Below are 20,491 nucleotides of genomic sequence, written 5' to 3' on the forward strand. Positions count from 1 at the left end.
GCGCCACTCCCCCTGAGCGACAACAGCGGCCGAACAGCCCGGCTGCCAGCGGCCGAACCAGCCTGCCAGCGCTCCACCTTGCAGGGCCGGGACGGCCCGACGACGGCTACCTGCGCCGCGCGTGGCCCGTGATCCAGCAAACGAACTTCAGACATCTGTTCTCCGGCCTCGACCCTGAATGTCTCGATGGCGCGCTGCCACTGTGCGGCGGCGCAGCGGCCGGCATCAGCGGCTATACCGAATGGGTCAGTTGCGATGAGCCGCTGCTGTCCCTCGGCTGGGACTGGCGGCTCGACCACCGCTCCGGCTGGCCCGAAGTGGCAGCGCCGGGCGTGCGCAGCAACCTGATGCTGGTTGACGAACAAGGCTTCGACCTTGGCTCCGCCCTGACCATCGACCGGCTCAATGCCCTGCTGAAAACACTCGACTGGCAAGCGGCCGTCGCCGCGGCGCTGCAGATGCAAAGGCGTCGGTGAACGAGGTACTGTCACGGCCGCCCCTCCCTGCATCCCACGCAGCGCACACCGGCGGTCAGAGGAAGCCAAGCACGGCAGCCCGGATCGCCGCCGCCGTCTTGTTGCTCGCACCGAGCTTGCCCATCGCATTGCTGATGTGGAAGTTCACCGTGCGCTCGGAAATGTTCAGGATGTCAGCCACCTCGTTGGAGGTCTTGCCATCGGCCGTCCAGCGCAACACCTCGGTCTCGCGTTCGCTCAGCCGGACCTCGAATTCAGGCATGAGCCGGGCGGACACCCGGTCGCTCATGCCCTGATGGCCGATCTGCGCCAGCCAGTACATCTTGGACAAGTTCGACTTCAACTCGGTGGGTGTGATGTCGCCAGTGGTTCGGGCAAAGGTCATCAGGCTGCGGACGCCGCTCGGATCGCGGTACGCCATGGCCCAGCCGACCCTCAGGCCGAATGAACGTGCCTCCTCCCACAACTCCCGGCTGGTCGAGAACACGCTGTCCGACCAGATCAGCGGGGCCGATGAACGCAGGCCGTGGTGGACCGTCGGGTCCACCTGCACATAGCCGCGCTCCTGGTAACGCTCCTGCCATGCTCCCGGGTAGTTGTTGAACATGACGATTCGTGGGTTGGACAGTGGCAACGGCATGCGCATGCCGTAGGCACAGAAATCAAAGCCGAGATCGCGTACCGCCGACGTGAGCCGGGCGAAGAGTTCGCCTTCGGTGCCGATCGTCAGCAAGGAGTGGATGTCTTCCTCCTGCCAGGCCTTCATGGATCCTCCTATGCGCTGCATCCACACCCGCCCGGGTGTGCAGGGAGAACACGCTCCCCCGTCGATCTTTCAAGCTAAGTGCATATACAGCCAACTGCGCGCTGTTCGCACGAAACTCCCCGCCCGCATTATTCGCGGTGCGCCCCAGACCAACATGTATGCAAGCGTAGCAAAGGGGAGTTAGAGGCCCTTGGGAATATGCAATCACCGCTGTGCATTAGCACCCGTTTAGTGGTATATGGCGCAATGGCTCGTGCTCCCGCCTGCCGCAGGGCGCGGCAGCGGCCGATGTCCGCACATGGAGGTGATTCATGCTGCCTTGGCTGCCCTGGTTCTGGATGTGGGGACCCACCAGCGTTCACTGGCCTTTCAGCGGCGATGTGGTGCAGGACATCGCACCCAGCACGGACTGGTTCTTCAACGCGATCCCGCCACGCGCAGGGGTGGGCGCCCTGGAGAAAGAGATCTTCGAGCACGCGTCCTACGGACGGCAGCTAGGGCTGCTGACCGACGTGGTCCTGGCACTGGCCGAGCAGGCAAGCTGGACGAACGGACAGGCTCAGAAAAAACATGCAGAACTTCTCGCCTTGAAGCAGGAGATCGACACGGTGAAGGCCAGCCAACGGGACGCGCTGGCCGACGCCGCGCACGCCGCGCTCGGCCGACTCGCGGCCGCCGACCCAGCGCGGCTGCGGCAGGTGCTGGACAGCTTCGAACGGCGCTGACGCGCTCCGACGGCAACAGCGGCCCGCCGCAGCCGCAACGCCATGTCCGGAGCGAGACGCCGGCGGCTTGTGCCGGTTGTATGCCGGACCGCACCCGCAGCCCGTCGGACACCCGATGATTTCCGCACTGCGCCCGTCATCGGTCCGCGGGGCAAAACGAGCTGCGTCGAGCACGCGGCCTGGGGCTCTACAGCCGTGCCGGCTGGGCGGGGCAATTTCTCGGTTTTCGGTCCATGAATGAGCTTTCCGGCGCCGGAGCGCGGTATACGTAGGGCCTGGCACGCCGGGAAACACGGCTGCAGCGAGCGCATGCAGTGGCACGGTCGCAGAGGTCTCGACATCACGATGACCCGTCGCGCCGACCCTGCACATCGCGACGTCCGCTGTCGCCCGCACGGTCCCGCCCGGCATTGCCGGAAGCCGGCCCCTTTCTGCTGCAGCAGGAGGCCATGTTGTACCTAGCAGGAGATCGTTCATGTCCAAGTTGTCTCTGGCCGCCATCGTGCTCGGCGGAATCGCCGCTACCGCACAGGCGCAAACCAAGTGGGATATCGCCTCTGCCTACCCCACGTCCAACTTCCACACCGAGAACCTGACGCAGTTCGCCAAGGATGTGGAGCAGGCCGCCGGCGGCAAGCTGCGAGTCACGGTGCACGCCAATGCGGCGCTCTTCAAGGCGCCCGACATCAAGCGGGCCGTGCAGGGCAACCAGGCGCAGGTCGGCGAGATCCTGCTGGTGAACTACCAGAATGAATGGCAGGGCTATGGCGTCGATGGACTGCCCTTCCTGGCCGATAGTTATCCGGAGGCGCGCAAGCTCTACCAGGCGCAAAAGCCGGCGCTGGAGAAGAAGCTCGGCGAGCAGGGCATCATGCTGCTGTATGCCGTGCCGTGGCCGCCTCAGGGCCTGTTCGTGAAGAAGCCGATCAGCAGCCTCGCCGACCTGAAGGGCAGCAAATGGCGGGCATACAGCCCGGCCACCACCCGCATGGCGGAGCTCATCGGTGCGCAACCCGTCACCGTGCAGGCAGCGGACCTGCCACAGGCCATGGCCACCGGCGCGGTCGAATCCTTCATGACGTCGGGCGCGACCGGCTACGACAGCAAGACCTACGAGCACATCAAGTACTACTACAACACGCAGGCCTGGTTGCCCAAGAACGCGGTCATCGTCAATCGCAAGGCCTTCGAAAGCCTGGACGAGGCCACGCAGCAGGCGGTCCGCAAGGCCGCTGCCGCTGCAGAGGAGCGTGGCTGGAAGACCTCCGAGGCCAAGGATCGGGAGTACGTTGGCCTGCTGAAGAAGAACGGTATGGAGATCGTTGAGCCCTCGCCGCAGTTGAAGACCGACATGCGCAAGATGGTCGGCGAGCCGATCCTGAAGGAATGGCTGCAGAAGGCCGGCCCAGAGGGCCAGGCGGTGGTGGACGCCTACAAGAAGCCCTGAGTGTCCCGAAGGCGCAAGCCCGCCCCACCCACCGGCGGCGGGCTTGCGGCGGCAAGGGTGCCGCCGCGAGGCCAGGCGTTCAGGGCAGGCGCATCAAGGCACGCACCCGCAGGCGCTCGCGTTCATCGAAGTGCGCGGCCAGGTAGCCGGCGATGGCCTCGTTGCGCTGCAGCTCCGAGAGCTCCGGTGCCCGCTGCAGGCGGCCGATTTCTGCATGGGCTTGCAGAAGGCGGCGCTCCCAGGCCGCCCACTGGGCGTCTTCCTCTCGAAGCCGCTGCGCCGCGGCTTCCCCGAACTGCTCGATGCGCTGCCGGTGCAGGGTGGCCGCATCGACGCGGCCCGGATCTGGCAGCAGCGCCGAAGGGGCGGGCGGCTCGGCGGTGGGCTGGGCGATGTGCCGCGCCAGCTCCGCCTCCTCATCGGCATAGAAGGCCGCGGCCCAGGCGACTCCCAGCATCTGCCGGCGCACCTGCTGCCGCTCTGCCAGCGCGACCGGCCAGGTCGCACGGTCATCCATGCGCACCGAGTGCTGGAAGCGGTATTGCTGCAGGGCCAGGTAGCGGTCCCACAGCGCCAGCACCTCGGCGGCGGGTTCCGGGGCGAGATCGCGCCGGGCGTGCGTGGCGAGCAGCGTGCTCAGTTCGGGCAGCGTCGCCTCACCGACGCCGCTCAGGTAGTAGTCGAAGCGGCGGCGCAAGGCGATGGACGGCTGCAAGCGCCCGGCTTCGTCGAGCGGCCAGCCGCCGTCCGGCTCGGTACCTCGCAGCGAGCCCTGCTCGAGCAGGACCCGCTCGACCTCGCGCACCGAGCGGCCGGTGGCTGGCTCTGCGGCAGGCGCCGGCGGTGCGCCGGCGGCCAACACGCTGAAGCCTCGGCCCTCGCCGGACGGCGGTGCAGGCGCGGCCACGGTCGCGGACGGCGCTTCCCCTGGCGCCTGCAGCATCCAGCCCACCAGGGCCGCCAGCGCCGCCGCGCCGGTGGCGCCGATCCACCAAGTCGTGGTGCGGCTTGCACCCGCCGAGGTCTTCAACATCCTGCTCCTTTCACAGTCCTGCCTGGCGCAGGCGGTTGGCGTGGTTGCGGTAGAACTGCACCGGGTCGGGCGCCAGCCAACCCTTCAGGCCGAAGGTGTGGTTGATCGCGTCCAGGTGGTTCCAGGGATAGTCGCTGCGCAGTACGGTGCCCCAGTGCGAGGAGCACTGGCTCACCAGGCCATCGTTGCGCTCCGCGCCGAAAAAGGTGCTGGTGAGCGCCAGCAGGCTGTCGGAGGCGTCGTCGTCATGCGTGCGCACGGACGTGCCCCCGGCCGAGTAGTAGCGCACCCCCAGCACCTCCTGCGGACCGTGGCCGCAGTGCTCGACGGGCGCGCCTTGCGGGAAGCGCCGGTTGAAGTCCGCCGCGCCGCGGCTGTTCAATGATTGCAGAGCAGCCAGCGAGTTCTGCGGCAGGTCGGGGCGGCCGGAGAGGGTGCTGATGAAGCGGGCGAGTGCATCCGCGATGGCCGCGAACAGGCCGGTCGTGCCGGTCCAGCTGGTCAGGTGCTCGATACCGTCGGCGGTCTTGCTGCCCAGGTGCGGGGTCGTGATGGTGGTGACGGACGCCACCAGTTCCGGCGCCACGGCAGCGACATAGCGCACGGTCTGTCCGCCATGGCTGTGGCCCACCAGGTTGAAGCGGGCATGGCCATGCGCCTGCTGCAGCGCACGTAGCTCCCGCAAGAGCTGCTCGCCGCGCACTTCGGAGGCATTGGCTGCCGACACCGCAGGACCGTACACCGTGGCCCCGCCGGCACGCAGGGCCTGCGGCACCCCGTAGAAGTAGTCGATCGGACCGAGCTTCTCGAAGCCGAGCAGGCCCGCCACCAGCACGATGGGATAACGGGTCCGGGCGTAGCTGGTGTCATCCGCGCGGCCGTCGGCCGCCGCGGCGAGCGGGCTGGACGCAACGGCACAGAGGCCGGCGGTGGCAAGGGCATATCGAGCCAACAAGCGTGGAGTCACTTGAATCTCCTCTCACGAGATCGCAGTGCCTTCGGCGGGCCGGTGCGCCTCGGGCCGAACCCCTCGACACCCTCGACACAGGCCGTCCGGCCGTGGTCGGCAGATTGAAAGTCGAGTTGCGCTGGGGCGGTTCCGGGGTTTTCCCACAGCTGCGGTGCAGCAAAGTGATTGGCGCTGATCGCGTCCGAGGAAGGCTGCGGCGGCGATCACGCCGCCCCTCGCTTCAGGGGCGAGGGCGGGCGCAAGCACGACCCGGAGGCCGCTGTTGCAATTCGGGCTGCACCCGCTCAGGGAGGGCCGTCGCCGGCAGGGGGCGGGGCCGGTTCGTCGCGCGGCGGCGACATCGGAAAGCGCACCGTCACGCGGGTGCCGCGCCCGAGCGCGGTGGCCGGGTCGGCGCCGCCCGGGCCTTCACGAGCGTCCTCGATGTTCACCTCCGCCTCGTGCTGGTGGGCAATCTCGCGCACGATGGCAAGGCCCAGGCCGCTGCCGTCCACCCCGGTGCCAAGCGCCCGGTAGAACGGCTGGAAGACCAGCTCCCGCTCGCTCTCCGGAATGCCGGGCCCGGAGTCCTCGACCTGCACCACGCTGACTTGGCCGAAGGGATCGTTCACCACCCGCACGGTCACCGTGCCGCCCTCCGGCGTGTAGAGGATGGCGTTGTCCACCAGGTTGCGGATCAGCTCCTTCACCAGCAGCGGATTGCCCAGCACCCGCGCGCTGCCGGGACTGAACAGGGGCGGGCTCTCGGGGCCCTCGTAGCCCAGGTCGATGCGCTTGTCGAGCGCACGCGGCACGAAGTCGCGCACCGCGTCGGCCGCCAGCCGGGCCAGCGGCACCTCGTGCCGGTGCAGCACCTGCCCCTGGTTCTCGGCCCGCGCCAGCGCCAGCAGCTGGTTGACGAGGTGGGCGGCGCGGTGGCTGGAGCGGGCGATCTGCCGCAGCGACTTCTTCAGCTCGGCCGGGTCGCGCTGGCCCGCATCGATTTCACGCTGCGCCAGCTCGGCCTGCATGCGCAGGCCGGCCAGCGGCGTCTTCAGCTGGTGCGCCGCATCGGCCAGGAAATGCTTCTGCGCCTTGATGGACTGGTCGAGGCGGGCCAGCAGGTCGTTGATGGAGCGCACCAGCGGCGCCACTTCCTCCGGGGCCTCGCGTTCGTCGATCGGGCTCAGGTCATCACTCTGGCGGCGCCGGATGCGCTGCTGCAACTCAGCCAGCGGCGCGATGCCGCGGGCCAACGCCAGCCAGACAAGCAGCACCGCCACCGGCAGGATCACGAACTGCGGCAGGATGACGCCCTTGATGATCTCCGTGGCCAGCTGCGACCGCTTGTTGAGCGTCTCCGCCACCTGCACCAGCGCGGTTCCCGCCGTGGGGGCGGCCGGCAGCGTCACCGACAGGTAGGCGATGCGGATCGGCTCGTTGTGGATCTCCTCGTTGCGGAACTGCAGCTCACCGGGCCGCCCCGACTGCTCGCGCGAGGGCATCGGCAACTGGCGATCGCCGCTGACGAACTCGCCGCTCACGCCGAGCACCTGGAAGTAGATGGTGTCGGCATTGTCGGCACGCAGGAACTCGGCGATGGTCTCGGGCAACTGCAGCCCGCCCTTGACCTGCGCCACCGACACCTGCTGCGCCAGTGTGCGAGCCACTTCACCAAGCGCCCGGTCGAACGGCCGGTTGGCAATGTTCTCGGCCACCAGCCAGGTGAGGGCGACACTCATCGGCCACAGCAGCAGCAGCGGCGCCAGCATCCAGTCAAGAATCTCGCCGAACAGCGAGCGTTGTTCGCGCGTCACCACTGCGGCGGCGCTCCGTGGTCGGCCGCCGGTGCGTCAGCCGGGGATTTTCTCAAGGCAGTACCCGAGCCCCCGCACGGTGGCGATGCGCACCGGCCCCTGCTCGATCTTCTTGCGCAACCGATGGATGTACACCTCGATGGCGTTGTTGCTGACTTCCTCGCCCCACTCGCACAGGCGCTCGACCAACTGGTCCTTGCTGACCAACCGGCCGGCACGCTGCAGCAGCACCTCCAGCAGGCTCAGCTCGCGGGCCGACAGCTCGATCATCTGATCGTTGATGTAGGCCACCCGGCCGGTCTGGTCGAAGGTGAGGGGTCCATGGCGGATGACGCTGGACGCAGCCCCGAGCCCGCGCCGCGTCAGCGCGCGCACGCGGGCCTCCAACTCCTGCAGAGAGAAGGGTTTGGCCATGTAGTCGTCGGCGCCGAGATCGAGCCCCTTGACGCGCTCCTCTATGCTGTCGGCCGCGGTGAGAATCAGCACCGGCGTGGCGGTGCCACGGGCGCGCAGGCGCTTGAGCACCTCCAGGCCGTGCAGCTTGGGCAGGCCCAGGTCAAGTATCACCAGGTCGAATTCGTGGGACGACAGCGCGGCGTCGGCCTCGTTGCCGGCGCTGACCTGGTCGACCGCATAGCCCGAGTTGCGCAGCGAGCGCAGCAGTCCGTCGGCCAGCACTTGATCGTCCTCGGCGATCAGTATTCGCATCTGTCTCTCCTGCTAGGGCTGGGGTGGCGGCGGCGATTGTAGGGGGGCGGGCCGTGAAGTCCCTTGCGTAAATACGAGCACGGACTACTGTACAAACATCCAGCTTTTGCGATAATGCCGCGATCAACGGAGAACCGAATGGACGCACCTACCAAATCTGCCCTCAACACCGAGAAGGCGAAAGCCCTGCAGGCCGCCCTGGCCCAGATTGAAAAGCAGTTCGGCAAGGGCTCCATCATGCGCCTCGGCGAAGGCGAGGCGATCGACGACATCCAGGTCGTCTCCACCGGCTCGCTGGGCCTGGACATCGCGCTTGGCGTGGGCGGCCTGCCGCGCGGCCGGGTGGTCGAGATCTACGGCCCGGAATCGTCCGGCAAGACGACGCTGACGCTGCAGGTCGTGGCCGAGATGCAGAAGCAGGGCGGCGTCTGTGCCTTCATCGATGCGGAGCATGCGCTGGACGTGCAGTATGCCCAGAAGCTCGGCGTCAACCTCCAGGACCTGCTGATCTCCCAGCCCGACACCGGCGAGCAGGCGCTCGAAATCGTTGATGCACTGGTGCGCTCCGGCTCGGTCGACCTGATCATCATCGACTCGGTGGCCGCCCTCACGCCCAAGGCGGAACTCGAAGGCGAGATGGGCGACAGCCTGCCGGGCCTGCAGGCCCGCCTGATGAGCCAGGCCTTGCGCAAGCTGACCGCCACGATCAAGAAGACCAACTGCATGGTCATCTTCATCAACCAGATCCGCATGAAGATCGGCGTGATGTTCGGCTCGCCCGAAACGACCACCGGCGGCAATGCGCTGAAGTTCTACGCCTCGGTGCGCCTGGACATCCGTCGCGTCGGCTCGATCAAGAAGGGCGAAGAGGTGATCGGCAACGAGACCAAGGTCAAGGTTGTCAAGAACAAGGTCTCGCCTCCGTTCAAGACAGCTGATTTCGACATCCTCTACGGCGAAGGCATCAGCCGCGAGGGCGAGATCATCGACATGGGCGTGAACGCCCGCATCGTCGAGAAGTCGGGCGCCTGGTACGCCTACAACGGCGAAAAGATCGGCCAGGGCAAGGACAACGCGCGCGAATTCCTGCGCGAGAACCCCGACGTCGCCTTCGAGATCGAGAACAAGGTGCGGGCGGCCCTCAACATCCCGCTGCTGGCCGCCGCGCCGGGCGCCAAGCCCGACACCGATCGTGCGGAGAAGTCAGCAGAAAAACCGGCGGACAAGCCGGCCGGCAAGGCCAAGGCCGCGCCTCGCGACGAGTGACATCCCGCCGCCGGGGCCGCCGATGGGTTTCGAGAAACTCTCGTTGAAGGGGCGTGCCCTCAAGCACCTGGCCACCCGCGAGCACTCGCGACGCGAGCTGGAACGCAAGCTCGCGCCGCACGAGGAGACCCCGGGCCAGGTGCAGGCGGTGCTCGACGAACTGGAAAGCAAGGGCCTGCTCTCGCAGGCCCGTTTTGTCGAATCGGTGCTGCATCGCAAGTCGGCCCGCTTCGGCACCGCCCGCATCCGCCAGGAACTGCAGGGCCACGGGCTGGATGCCGAGCTGATCTCCGACGCGCTGGAACGCAGCCGCAGCTCCGAATACGAGCGGGCACGCGCCGTCTGGGACCGCCGTTTTGGCGAGCCGGCCACCGAACCGGCGGAGCGGGCCCGGCAGATGCGCTTCCTGGCCAGCCGCGGCTTCTCCGCCGAGGTGATTCGGCGGGTGGTTCGTGGCAGCGACGACGAATGACGCGGCGCGGCGGCGCGCGGGCTACACGCTGACACACCGCTTCCCTGCACGCCCACTCCGGTACCGGACGGCGGGCAGGCAGCGGTGGCTGGCGCCCGGACCGGCGCTGCCATTCTTCTAGCAGCCCTCCGTCAGCCGCCGCCCTGCCTCTGAACCTTCCTGCCTCCCACACGTCGCCGAGAGCCAAGCGGCGAAAGGTGAGCGTCGGCCCGCTTCGGTTCAGATGTGTTGCAGGCACTTGTCATCTGGACAAACCCATGGCGACGCCGGCGACGCCCGACACGCTGGCGCGGCAGGCACTAAACTGGGGGGCGACCGCTTGACAGCCACGTGCAAGGTTTGGTGCAACGCACCATGCTAAAGTGACGGGCTCGCCGAAACTCGCCTGAAACCCGGCTGCCATGGCTCTTCCACCGGCTGCTCCCCAACGCCAACTCAAACACCGCCGCAGCATCGACCTTGCCGTCTATGCGCGCGACGATGGCTTGTGGGAGATCGACGCCCGCCTGCTCGACGTCAAGACCCGCGACACCGCGGTGGCCGGCGGCATCCGTGCGGCCGGTGAGCCGCTGCACGACATGGTGCTGCGCCTGGTGATCGATACCCGGCTCAACATCGTCGAGGCCGGCGCCTCCACCACCGGCATGCCCTATCCGGGCCACTGCGACGACTACGGCGACCGCTATTCGCGACTGGTGGGCTTGAACCTGTTCGACAACTTTCGGCAGGCAGTCAAGCAGCGCCTGGGCGGTGTACAGGGCTGCACCCACCTCAATGAAATGGCCACCATCCTGCCAACCGCAGTGATCCAGGCCTTCGCCGGCGAAGTGCTCGACATCCAGGAAAACGCCGCCAGCCCCTCGGACACCCAGCCCCCCTTCCAGCTCGACCGCTGCCATGCGCTGCGCTCGGACGGCGAAGCGGTGCGCACCTTTTATCCGCGCTGGTACCGGCCTCATGAAGGCCGCGCCGGTCTCCTGCAACCCTCATCCGTAGAACCGTCCTAGAGAGACACGCCATGAAGATCCATGAGTACCAAGGCAAGGAGATCTTGCGCAATTTCGGTGTGCCGGTGCCGCGCGGCTACCCCGCCTTCACCGTGCAGGAAGCCATCGAAGCGGCCCAGAAGCTGGGTGGCCCGGTGTGGGTCGTCAAGGCCCAGATCCATGCGGGCGGCCGCGGCAAGGGCGGCGGCGTCAAGCTGGCCCGTTCGCTGGATGAGGTGAAGAGCCTGTCCGAGCAAATCCTCGGCATGCAGCTCAAGACCCACCAGACCGGCCCCGAGGGCCAGAAGGTGCGCCGCCTGATGATCGAGGAAGGCGCCGACATCAAGAAGGAATACTACGTTGCCGCCGTGACCGACCGCGGCACGCAGCGCGTGGCGATGATGGCCTCCAGCGAAGGCGGCATGGACATCGAGGAAGTGGCCCACGCCACGCCCGAGAAGATCATCAAGGTCTTCGTCGACCCGGCCGTTGGCCTGACCGACGCGCAGGCCACCGAGCTGGCCAAGGGCATCGGCGTGCCGGACGCCTCCACCGCCCAGGCGGTGGACGTGTTCAAGAAGCTGTATGAGTGCTACATGGCCACCGACGCCAGCCTGGCCGAGATCAACCCGCTGATCCTGGAAGGCAACGGCAACATCAAGGCCCTGGACGCCAAGTTCAACTTCGACGCCAACGCCCTGTTCCGCCATCCCGAGATCGTCGCCTACCGCGACCTCGACGAGGAAGACCCGGCCGAGATCGAAGCCTCCAAGTTCGACCTGGCGTACATCCAGCTCGACGGCAACATCGGCTGCCTGGTCAATGGCGCGGGCCTGGCCATGGCCACCATGGACACCATCAAGCTGTTCGGCGGTGAGCCGGCCAACTTCCTGGATGTCGGCGGCGGCGCCACCGCCGAGAAGGTCACCGAGGCCTTCAAGATCATGCTGAAGAACCCGAACGTGAAGGCCATCCTGGTCAACATCTTCGGCGGCATCATGCGTTGCGACGTGATCGCCGATGGCGTCATCACCGCCAGCCGCGCGGTGGGCCTGAAGGTGCCGCTGGTGGTGCGCATGAAGGGCACCAACGAAGACCTGGGCAAGAAGATGCTGGCCGAGTCGGGCCTGCCCATCATCAGCGCCGACACCATGGCCGAAGCCGCGCAAAAAGTCGTGGCCGAAGTGAAGTAATCGCCCGAAGGAATCGATATGAGCATCCTGATCAACAAGGACACCAAGGTCATCACCCAGGGCATCACGGGCAAGACCGGGCAGTTCCACACCCGCATGTGCCGCGACTACGCGAACGGCCAGAACTGCTTCGTGGCTGGCGTGAACCCGAAGAAGGCCGGCGAGGACTTCGAAGGCATCCCCATCTACGCGAACGTGACCGAAGCCGCCAAGGCCACCGGCGCTACCGTGTCGGTGATCTACGTGCCGCCGGCGGGCGCCGCCGCCGCGATCTGGGAAGCGGTGGAAGCCGACCTGGACCTGGCGATCTGCATCACCGAAGGCATCCCCGTGCGCGACATGCTGGAAGTGCGCAACAAGATGAAGGCCAAGGTCGCGGCCGGCGGCAAGCAGACGCTGCTGCTGGGCCCGAACTGCCCCGGCCTGATCACGCCGGACGAGATCAAGATCGGCATCATGCCCGGCCACATCCACCGCAAGGGCCGCATCGGCGTGGTATCGCGTTCCGGCACGCTGACCTACGAAGCCGTGGCACAGCTGACCGAGCTGGGCCTGGGCCAGAGCTCGGCGGTCGGCATCGGCGGCGACCCGATCAACGGCCTCAAGCACATCGACGTGATGCGCATGTTCAACGACGATCCGGAAACCGATGCGGTCATCATGATCGGCGAGATCGGCGGCCCCGACGAAGCCGAGGCGGCCCGCTGGTGCAAGGACCACATGAAGAAGCCGGTGGTCGGCTTCATCGCCGGTGTCACGGCACCGGCCGGCAAGCGCATGGGCCATGCCGGCGCGCTGATCTCCGGCGGCGCCGACACGGCGGACGCCAAGCTTGCCATCATGGAAGAGTGCGGCTTCAAGGTCACCCGCAACCCGTCCGAGATGGGCAAGCTGCTCAAGAGCGTGCTCTGAGCTGAGTCCTCCTCTTGAAGAAGGCCGCGCTTGCGGCCTTCTGTCTTTGGTGCTGCCCGCGGCTGTCGATACGCTGTCAGCCCTAAGTAGTTCCTCGCAAGGGCGGTGCCTGGCCGCCGCCTAAACTGGCGCACTCATTTCCCGCGGGTGGCAACGCCCTGGTTTTCTCACATCTGAAGGACCCGACATGGAGCAATTCATGACGACCGACTTCTGGCTCGCCGTGGGCCAGATCATCATGATCGACATCCTGCTCGGCGGCGACAACGCGGTGGTCATCGCGCTCGCCTGCCGCAAGCTCCCGGATGCGCAACGCCGCCTCGGCATCCTCTGGGGCACGGCCGGCGCGATCGGCCTGCGGGTGATCCTGATCCTGTTCGCCCTGACGCTGCTGAAGGTCTCCTTCCTGAAGATCGTCGGCGCCCTGCTGCTGCTGTGGATCGGCACCAAGCTGCTGGCGCCCGAGGACGACGACGAGCACGGCAACATCCAGGCGAGCGACAAGCTGTGGGCAGCGGTGAAGACCGTCATCGTGGCCGACTTCGTGATGAGCCTCGACAACGTGATCGCCATTGCCGGCGCGGCCGAATCGGCCGGCGGTGGCCACAAGATGCCGCTGGTGATCTTCGGCCTGCTGGTCAGCATCCCGATCATCGTCTGGGGCAGCCAGCTGGTCATCAAGCTGATGGACCGCTTCCCGGTGATCATCACGCTGGGTGCCATGCTGCTCGGCTGGATCGCCGGCACCATGGCCCTCACCGATCCGGCGGTGGCCACCTACTTGCCGCAGGTCCCGCAAGACAGCTCGACCGTCAAGTACGCCTGCGGCATCGTCGGCGCGCTGTTCGTGCTGGCCATCGGGAAATGGATGGCGTCGCGCCGGCCCGCCCCGTCGGACGCGGCCGTTTGAGCGTCTTCGGCGTCCCCCCGACAGGGGACGCCGGGCAGACCGCTTCCCGCTAGACTTGCACCCAGAGCCAGGGCCTCAGTCATCTGAGGCCCTTCTTGTGTTGGCATGGGGGCTCTGCTAACGTGCCAGCACACTCCAAGGGCGGCAGCGCGAAGGCACGAGAAAGCAATGAGCAAGAGGAAGGGGAGCGTCTGGCGGGCCGACTGGTTCGTCGGCGTCTGCGTGGTGCTCGGCGTCCTGGTCCTGCATGCCGGCACCGACCTGATCGAAGGGATAGAGCGCCGCTACTATGACTTCGGCATGGAAAGCGCCGCCCGGCAGCCCTCCGACCGCATCGCGGTGATCGCCATCGACGACCAGAGCGTCGCCAACATCGGCCGCTGGCCCTGGTCGCGCGACGTCCACGCCCAGCTGATCGACAAGCTTGCCGCCGCTGGCGCCAAGACGATCGTCCACACCGCCTTCTTCTTCGAACCCCAGCAGGACCGCGGCCTCGGCTACATCCGCCAACTCAAGGAGCTGCTGGGCAACGACCCGGCCAGCGCCGGCAACTCCGCCGCCAACCGCCTCATCCAGCAGGCCGAGCAGGCGCTGGACACCGACACCCGGCTGGCCGCCAGCCTCGGCAAGGCCGGCAATGTGCTGCTGGCTTCCGATCTGCATCTGGGCATCCCGCTGGGCCGACCCGACCGGCCGTTGCCCCCGTTTGCGCTCGCCAGCACCATCGAAGCGGCTGGCGCCTCGCTGCTGACCGCCGACGCCACCCAGCAGCCGCTGGACATGTTGGGCGGCAAGGCGGCCGGCACCGGCCACCTGCGCCAGGTGCAGGACGCCGACGGCACGGTGCGCCGCGACGCGCTGCTGATCGACTACCACGGCCGGGCCGTGCCTTCGCTGCCGCTGCTTGCGGCAGCCCACAGCCTCAACCTCGGCGCGAAGGACATCCGCACCAACGGTGACACGGTCGAGCTCGGACGCCTGCGCATCATCACCGACGGCGCGGCCCTGATGCGGCCGCATTTCTATGCCAACCGGGGCGGGCAGCCGGCCTTCCGGGTCGACTCCTTCTACGACGTGCTGGCGGACAAGATCCCCGCTTCGAAGTACGCCGGCAAGATCGTGCTGATCGGGGCCACCGCGGCCGGGGTCGGCACCCAGCTGTCCACCCCGGTGTCGGCCGCCACGATGCCGGTGGAGACGATGGCGCACATCACCTCGAGCATCCTGTCCGAGCACTTCGTGACCTTGCCGGGCTGGGCGCATGCGGTGTCCCTCGGCGCGGTGCTGCTGGTGGCCCTGTACCTCGTGGCGGCGCTGCCGCGCCTGTCCGCTGGCGTTGCAGCAGCCGCCACGGTGGCGCTGCTGGTGGCGCTGCTGGCGGCCGAGGTGTTGTTGCTCAGCGGCTCGGCCGTGTGGCTGAAGCTGGTGTTGCCCGCCACACTGCTGCTGATCGGCCACCTGCTGCTCACGACCAAGCGCTTCCTGGTGACGGAGGCGGGCAAGCTGAAGTCCGATGAAGAAGGCGCCGAGACCAACCGCATGCTGGGCCTGGCCTTGCAGGGCCAGGGCCAGCTCGACATGGCCTTCGACAAGTTCCGCCGCGTGCCGCTGGCGCCACCGGTGATGGACAACCTCTACAGCCTCGCACTGGACTTCGAGCGCAAGCGCCAGTTCAACAAGGCTCAGGCGGTCTACGAGCACATGGCCAGCTACGACCGCAAGTACAAGGACCTGGAGATCAAGCTGGTGCGCGCCCGCAACCTGTCCGAGTCGGTCCTGCTCGGCGCAGGCACCTCCACCGGCGCCACCGTGCTGCTGGCCGACGGCCAGGTCGAGAAGCCGATGCTCGGCCGCTACCGCATCGAGAAAGAGCTGGGCAAGGGCGCGATGGGGGTGGTCTACCTCGGCAAGGACCCGAAGATCGGCCGCATGGTGGCCATCAAGACCTTGGCGCTGAGCCAGGAATTCGAAGGTGCCGAGCTGGACGACGCTCGCCAGCGCTTCTTCCGCGAGGCCGAGACGGCCGGGCGGCTGCAACACCCCAACATCGTCACGATCTTCGACGCCGGCGAGGAACACGACCTGGCCTACATCGCGATGGAGTTCCTGCGCGGCCGCGACCTGGTCGCCAGCTGCCAGCCCAACGCCCTGCTGCCGGTGCAGCAGGTGCTGTCCATCGTCGCGAGGGTGGCCCAGGCGCTGTCCTATGCGCACAGCCAGGGCGTGGTGCACCGCGACATCAAGCCGGCCAACATCATGTACGACCCGGCCAGCGACGCAGTGAAGGTGACCGACTTCGGCATCGCCCGGGTCACCGATGCCTCGCGCACGAAGACGGGCATGGTGCTGGGCACGCCGTCCTTCATGTCGCCGGAGCAGATGGCCGGCAAGAAGATCGACGGCCGCAGCGACCTGTATTCGCTCGGCGTCACCCTGTTTCAGTTACTGACCGGGCAATTGCCGTTCCGCGGCGAGTCGATGGCGGAGCTGATGTATAAGATCGCCAACGAGCCGACGCCGGATATCCGCAGCGTGCGGCCCGGGTTGTCGGAGGCGCTCGCCAATATCGTGGCGCTCGCGATGGAGAAACGGCCCGAAGTGCGATATGCCGACGGCCAGCAACTGGCGGCCGACCTGCTGAAGGTGGCCGCCACGCTGGGCCCGGTGCCGGTGACAGCCGGCCCGGCAGACGATGGGGCGACCCATGTGCTGCCGGCCACTGCGGTGGCCGACGCCATCGCGCAGGCCCAGGCCGCGCCGCGTCCCGCCTGGCATGCGCCGGGCGAAGATCCGACCGTGCGCCTGAACCCCCAGGACCGGGGGGGCCTCGCTCACGTCCCGGGCGCCGATCCGCGGCACAATCCGGCCCACCCGGCGAGCCCCCCAGCGTCGAAATCCCAACAATAGGTGCCGGCCTTGAGTTATGCCGCGATGTCTTTCGAGTTCTTCAGTCTGACCGACCCGGGTCGCGCCCGCGACAACAACGAAGACTCGGTAGCAGTCGACGAAGAAGCCGGCCTGGCCGTGCTGGCCGACGGCATGGGCGGCTACAACGCAGGCGAAATCGCCAGCGGCATGGCCACCGCCTTCATCAAGTCCGAGCTGGGCCGCTGGCTCACCGAGGCTGCCGGCAACGCGAGCGACACCGATGTGCGTCGCGCGATGGACATCTGCGTCGAGAATGCCAACCGGGCAATCTTCAACGCCGCCAATTCCAATCCGCAATATTCCGGCATGGGCACCACGCTGGTGCTGGCGGTCTGCCGCGAGAACCGGCTGCTGATGGGCCATATCGGCGATTCGCGCGGCTACCGCTTCCGCAATGGGCGGCTCACGCAAATCACCAAGGACCATTCGCTGCTGCAGGAGCAGATCGATGCCGGGCTCATCACGCCCGAGCAGGCGGCCTATTCGTCGAACAAGAACCTGGTGACCCGGGCGGTCGGCGTGGAGGACAGCGTGCTGCTGGAAACCCACCTGCACGACTTGCTGTCCGGGGATGTCATTCTTTTGTGCTCGGACGGACTGTCCGACATGATCAGCGACGACCAGATCGCCGCCGTGTTGCAAAGCACCAACGACTTGCGGGAAGCGGGGGCGGGCCTTGTGGCGTCCGCCAACGCCGCAGGCGGACGGGATAATATCGCCGTAGTGCTCGTGCGTGCCCAGGGGACCGCAACGACCGGCCGCTCATGGTGGCCGTTCAGACGCTGATGCCAAGTCGAGCAGCGTCACAAGACATATCCAAAGAGGTCTAGCATGGGGAAACTGGTTGTATCGCTCGACGGGGTGGTGATCAAGGAAGTTCAGCTCACCAAGGACAAGACCACCCTCGGGCGACGTCCCTACAACGACATCGTCATCGACAACCTGGCGGTGAGCGGCGAGCACGCCGTGCTGCAGATGGTGGGGCAGGACGTCTTCATCGAAGACCTGAACAGCACCAACGGCACCTACATCAACGGCAAGGCCATCAAGAAGCAGCTGCTCACCCACAACGACACGGTCGAGATCGGCAAGTACAAGATCAAGTTCATCACGGACGAGGTCGCCGACTACGAGAAGACCATGGTGATGAAGCCGGGCAGCGCGCCGGGCACGCCGATGGGCGCGCCGGCCAGCGCCTCGCCGATGGGGCCGGCCACCAATTTCGGCGGCCTCGGGCCGTCGCCGGTGCCGGCCGCTTCGATCAAGGTGCTCAACGGCGCGGCGGCCGGCCGCGAGGTGAGCCTGACCAAGGTCGTCACCACCGTCGGCAAGCCGGGCGTGCAGGTGGCTTCGATCACCAAGCGCCCGGGCGGCTACGTGTTCGCCCACGTCGAAGGGGCCATGAAGCCCACCGTCAACGGCAGCCCGGTGGGCAATGAGCCGCTGCACTTGAAGAACGGCGACGTCATCGAGCTGGCCGGCACGCAGATGCAGTTCGTGCAGTCCTGATGAACCTTCCCCGCTGACCGCCCGCGCAGCCCGGCCGGCGATGCGCCCGTTGCCGCCGCCCCGCTTCCGTGCCGGCCTGCGGCGGCCTGCCGCCTGGCTCGCCCCCTGAGCCGAGTACGCCGTGCCGCCTCCCACCCTACCCTGGCCCCGCCTTGCCATCGCGGCACTGGCCCTGCTGCTGATGCTGCTGCACGCCAGCGGTGTCCTGTCGCTGCCCCTGCTGCGGCAACTCGACGACTTCATCTACGACACCCGGCTGCGCACGACGATGCCGGGGACGCTGGACGATCGCATCGTGATCGTCGACATCGACGAGAAAAGCCTGGCCGACATCGGCCGCTGGCCCTGGAACCGCCTGCGCCTGGCCGAGCTCGCGAACGAGCTCACCGAGCGCCAGCAGGTGCGGCTGCTGGGCTTTGACATTGTCTTCGCCGAACCCGACCTGAGTTCGGGCCTGCCGCAGCTGGAAGGCCTGGCCGCTGGCGAGCTGAAGGACCAGCCGCAGTTCCAGGCAACGCTGCAACGGCTGCGCAGCTCGCTGGACTACGACGCCCGCTTTGCCGACGCGCTGCGCGGCAGGCCGGTGGTGCTCGGTTACTACTTCACCGGCGACCGCAACGGCCGCAAGCACGGGCAGCTGCCGGCGCCGGTGATGGAGCGCAGCGCGCTGGGTGGCCGGCCGGTGCGCTTCACCCAATGGGATGGCTATGGCGCCAACCTGCCCCGGCTGGCCGAGGCGGCGCCGATCGCCGGCTTCTTCAACTCGGTGCACGACGGCGACGGCGTGGTCCGTTCGGTGCCGCTGGTGGCGGAGCATGAAGGCCGCTACTACGAATCCCTGGCACTGGCCATGTTCCGGCACCTGCTGGGGCAGCCCCAGGTGCTGCCGGGGCTGCCACAGGAAAGCTGGCTGCCGCGCAACTACCAGGGCCTTGAAAGCCTGCAGCTGCGCCAGCCGGGCCGGCTGGTGGAGATTCCGGTCGACGCCCGCGTGGCGGCATTGGTGCCTTACCGTGGCCGGGGCGGCCCGCAGGGCGGGTCCTTCCGCTACGTCTCGGCCTCCGAACTGCTGCAGGGCCGGCTGCCGGCGGGGCAGCTGAAGGACAAGATCGTGCTGGTGGGCACCACCGCCCCCGGCATGTACGACCTGCGGGTGACGCCGGTGGGAACGGCCTATCCCGGTGTGGAAGCGCACGCCAACTTGCTGTCGGGCCTGCTGGACGGCGCGCTGCTGGTGCGGCCCGACTACGCGCTCGGCTATGAAGTGCTCATGCTGCTGCTGGTGGGCGGGGTGGTGACCTGGCTGCTCAGCCGCCTGCCACCCGGGCCGGCCACCCTGGCGGTGGCGGCCGTCGTGGCCCTGCTCGTGGCGCTCGACTCCTGGCTCTACCTGAGCCAGCACCTGGTGATGCCGCTGGCCTCGCTGCTGTGCCTCGCGGCGTTGCTCTTCGTGCTGCAGATGGGCTGGAGCCATGGCTTCGAGGGCCGGCCCCGGCGGGCGCTGCAACGCCTTTTTGGCAGCCAGGTGCCGCCGCGGCTGGTGGACGAGATGGCACGAGATCCGCAGCACCAGGCGATGGAGGCCGCCAGCCTGCCATTGACGGTGATGGTCTGCGACCTGCGCCATTTCACCCAGCTGTCGGCCTCGATGACGGCGGAACAGGTGCGGGAATGGGTCAGCCGCTTCTTTTCCTGCATGACGGCGGTGCTGCAGCAGCACGGCGGCACGCTGGACAAATACGTCGGCGACGCACTCCTGGCGTTCTGGGGAGCACCGGTGCACTCGCCACGGCATGCCGAGCAGGCGGTGGCGGCGGCGCAAGCGATGGTGCAGGCGCTCGGTCCGCTGAACGAGTCGCTGCGCGCCCGGGGCTTGCCCGAGATCACGATGGGCATCGGCCTGAACACCGGCATGATGTGGGTCGGCGACATGGGCTCGGAGCTGCAGCGCAGCTACACGGTGCTGGGCGAGAACGTGACGCTGGCCGCACGCATTGAATCGTTGGCGCGCAGCTATGGGCTGCCAGTGCTGGCCGGCGAAGGCACGCGCGATGCTGCCAACCATCTGAAATGGCAGGAAATCGACCGTGTTCGCGTCAAGGGCCGCGAGCGGCCGCTGACCCTGTATGCGCCGCTGCCGGCGGAGGCCAGCGAGGATCCGGCGCTGGCCAGCGAACTGGTGACGTGGCATTTGGCACTGAAAGCCTACCGCGCGCAGGATTGGGACCAGGCCGACGTCCAACTGTTGAATTTGCAACGCTTGAATCCTGTCAAGCAGCTGTACAGTCTGTTTGCCTACCGCGTGGCGCACTTGCGCAAGCATCCGCCCGCGGCCGGCTGGGATGGTGCCTTCACCATCGACGCCAAATAGACCAACAGTTCTCTCTCTTAGGA

The 20,491-nt window shown here is 67.5% G+C and carries 18 protein-coding genes; 13 read left to right on the top strand and 5 right to left on the bottom strand.

Features of this window, described 5'->3' with window-relative positions; all coding sequences use genetic code 11:
- The first annotated feature begins 128 nt into the window (after positions 1 to 128).
- On the top strand, positions 129 to 476 hold the full coding sequence (locus N7L95_RS14930) for a DUF4902 domain-containing protein (RefSeq protein WP_301256038.1): 348 nt from the start codon (positions 129 to 131) through the stop codon (positions 474 to 476).
- Between the two features lie 55 nt (positions 477 to 531).
- Here N7L95_RS14930 and N7L95_RS14935 read toward each other — a convergent pair whose 3' ends face one another.
- Positions 532 to 1,242 (bottom strand): autoinducer binding domain-containing protein, encoded by a 711-nt coding sequence (locus tag N7L95_RS14935; protein WP_301256039.1) that lies wholly within the window; start codon positions 1,240 to 1,242, stop codon positions 532 to 534.
- A gap of 311 nt (positions 1,243 to 1,553) precedes the next feature.
- Here N7L95_RS14935 and N7L95_RS14940 point away from each other — a divergent pair, with 311 nt between their 5' ends.
- Both N7L95_RS14940 and N7L95_RS14945 read left to right on the top strand, forming a co-directional pair.
- Positions 1,554 to 1,967 (top strand): hypothetical protein, encoded by a 414-nt coding sequence (locus N7L95_RS14940; protein WP_301256040.1) that lies wholly within the window; start codon positions 1,554 to 1,556, stop codon positions 1,965 to 1,967.
- 475 nt (positions 1,968 to 2,442) lie between these two features.
- Positions 2,443 to 3,414, top strand: a complete 972-nt coding sequence (locus N7L95_RS14945; RefSeq protein ID WP_301256041.1) for a TRAP transporter substrate-binding protein — start codon at positions 2,443 to 2,445, stop codon at positions 3,412 to 3,414.
- A gap of 79 nt (positions 3,415 to 3,493) precedes the next feature.
- Here N7L95_RS14945 and N7L95_RS14950 read toward each other — a convergent pair whose 3' ends face one another.
- The 4 genes from N7L95_RS14950 to N7L95_RS14965 all read right to left on the bottom strand — a co-directional run bounded on the left by N7L95_RS14950 (position 3,494) and on the right by N7L95_RS14965 (position 7,921).
- Complete coding sequence (locus N7L95_RS14950; protein WP_301256042.1) at positions 3,494 to 4,447, bottom strand: lipase secretion chaperone; 954 nt, start codon at positions 4,445 to 4,447, stop codon at positions 3,494 to 3,496.
- A gap of 10 nt (positions 4,448 to 4,457) precedes the next feature.
- Positions 4,458 to 5,414, bottom strand: coding sequence for an esterase/lipase family protein (locus N7L95_RS14955; RefSeq protein WP_301256043.1), 957 nt, complete (start codon positions 5,412 to 5,414; stop codon positions 4,458 to 4,460).
- 287 nt (positions 5,415 to 5,701) lie between these two features.
- Positions 5,702 to 7,168, bottom strand: coding sequence for a sensor histidine kinase (locus N7L95_RS14960; RefSeq protein WP_301260159.1), 1,467 nt, complete (start codon positions 7,166 to 7,168; stop codon positions 5,702 to 5,704).
- Positions 7,169 to 7,249: 81 nt separating this feature from the next.
- A complete protein-coding gene (locus N7L95_RS14965; RefSeq protein WP_301256044.1) occupies positions 7,250 to 7,921 on the bottom strand; it encodes a response regulator in 672 nt (223 codons plus the stop codon).
- Positions 7,922 to 8,059: 138 nt separating this feature from the next.
- On the opposite strand from N7L95_RS14965, the gene recA reads away from it, so the two are divergent.
- The 10 genes from recA (at position 8,060) to N7L95_RS15015 (ending at position 20,468) form a co-directional block, all read left to right on the top strand.
- Positions 8,060 to 9,187: a recombinase RecA gene (recA, locus tag N7L95_RS14970; RefSeq protein ID WP_301256045.1), complete on the top strand. Its 1,128-nt coding sequence runs from the start codon at positions 8,060 to 8,062 to the stop codon at positions 9,185 to 9,187.
- Positions 9,188 to 9,209: 22 nt separating this feature from the next.
- Positions 9,210 to 9,659, top strand: a complete 450-nt coding sequence (recX, locus tag N7L95_RS14975; protein WP_301256046.1) for a recombination regulator RecX — start codon at positions 9,210 to 9,212, stop codon at positions 9,657 to 9,659.
- A gap of 401 nt (positions 9,660 to 10,060) precedes the next feature.
- A complete protein-coding gene (locus N7L95_RS14980) occupies positions 10,061 to 10,666 on the top strand; it encodes a DUF2889 domain-containing protein (RefSeq protein WP_301256047.1) in 606 nt (201 codons plus the stop codon).
- An 11-nt stretch (positions 10,667 to 10,677) separates the two neighbouring features.
- On the top strand, positions 10,678 to 11,838 hold the full coding sequence (gene sucC, locus N7L95_RS14985) for an ADP-forming succinate--CoA ligase subunit beta (RefSeq protein WP_301256048.1): 1,161 nt from the start codon (positions 10,678 to 10,680) through the stop codon (positions 11,836 to 11,838).
- A gap of 18 nt (positions 11,839 to 11,856) precedes the next feature.
- On the top strand, positions 11,857 to 12,750 hold the full coding sequence (gene sucD, locus N7L95_RS14990) for a succinate--CoA ligase subunit alpha (protein WP_301256049.1): 894 nt from the start codon (positions 11,857 to 11,859) through the stop codon (positions 12,748 to 12,750).
- A 187-nt stretch (positions 12,751 to 12,937) separates the two neighbouring features.
- Positions 12,938 to 13,660, top strand: a complete 723-nt coding sequence (locus tag N7L95_RS14995; RefSeq protein ID WP_301256050.1) for a TerC family protein — start codon at positions 12,938 to 12,940, stop codon at positions 13,658 to 13,660.
- A 168-nt stretch (positions 13,661 to 13,828) separates the two neighbouring features.
- Positions 13,829 to 16,567: a CHASE2 domain-containing serine/threonine-protein kinase gene (locus N7L95_RS15000; protein WP_301256051.1), complete on the top strand. Its 2,739-nt coding sequence runs from the start codon at positions 13,829 to 13,831 to the stop codon at positions 16,565 to 16,567.
- Between the two features lie 24 nt (positions 16,568 to 16,591).
- Positions 16,592 to 17,374, top strand: a complete 783-nt coding sequence (locus N7L95_RS15005; protein ID WP_301260160.1) for a Stp1/IreP family PP2C-type Ser/Thr phosphatase — start codon at positions 16,592 to 16,594, stop codon at positions 17,372 to 17,374.
- 45 nt (positions 17,375 to 17,419) lie between these two features.
- Entirely contained in the window at positions 17,420 to 18,097 is a 678-nt protein-coding gene (locus N7L95_RS15010; protein ID WP_301256052.1) for an FHA domain-containing protein, read from the top strand.
- Between the two features lie 121 nt (positions 18,098 to 18,218).
- Positions 18,219 to 20,468 carry a CHASE2 domain-containing protein gene (locus tag N7L95_RS15015; protein WP_301256053.1) on the top strand — a complete coding sequence of 750 codons (2,250 nt, stop codon included), beginning with the start codon at positions 18,219 to 18,221 and terminating at the stop codon, positions 20,466 to 20,468.
- Positions 20,469 to 20,491 lie beyond the last annotated feature (23 nt).

The sequence above is a fragment of the Eleftheria terrae genome, from assembly GCF_030419005.1.
GTDB lineage: Bacteria > Pseudomonadota > Gammaproteobacteria > Burkholderiales > Burkholderiaceae_C > Caldimonas > Caldimonas terrae.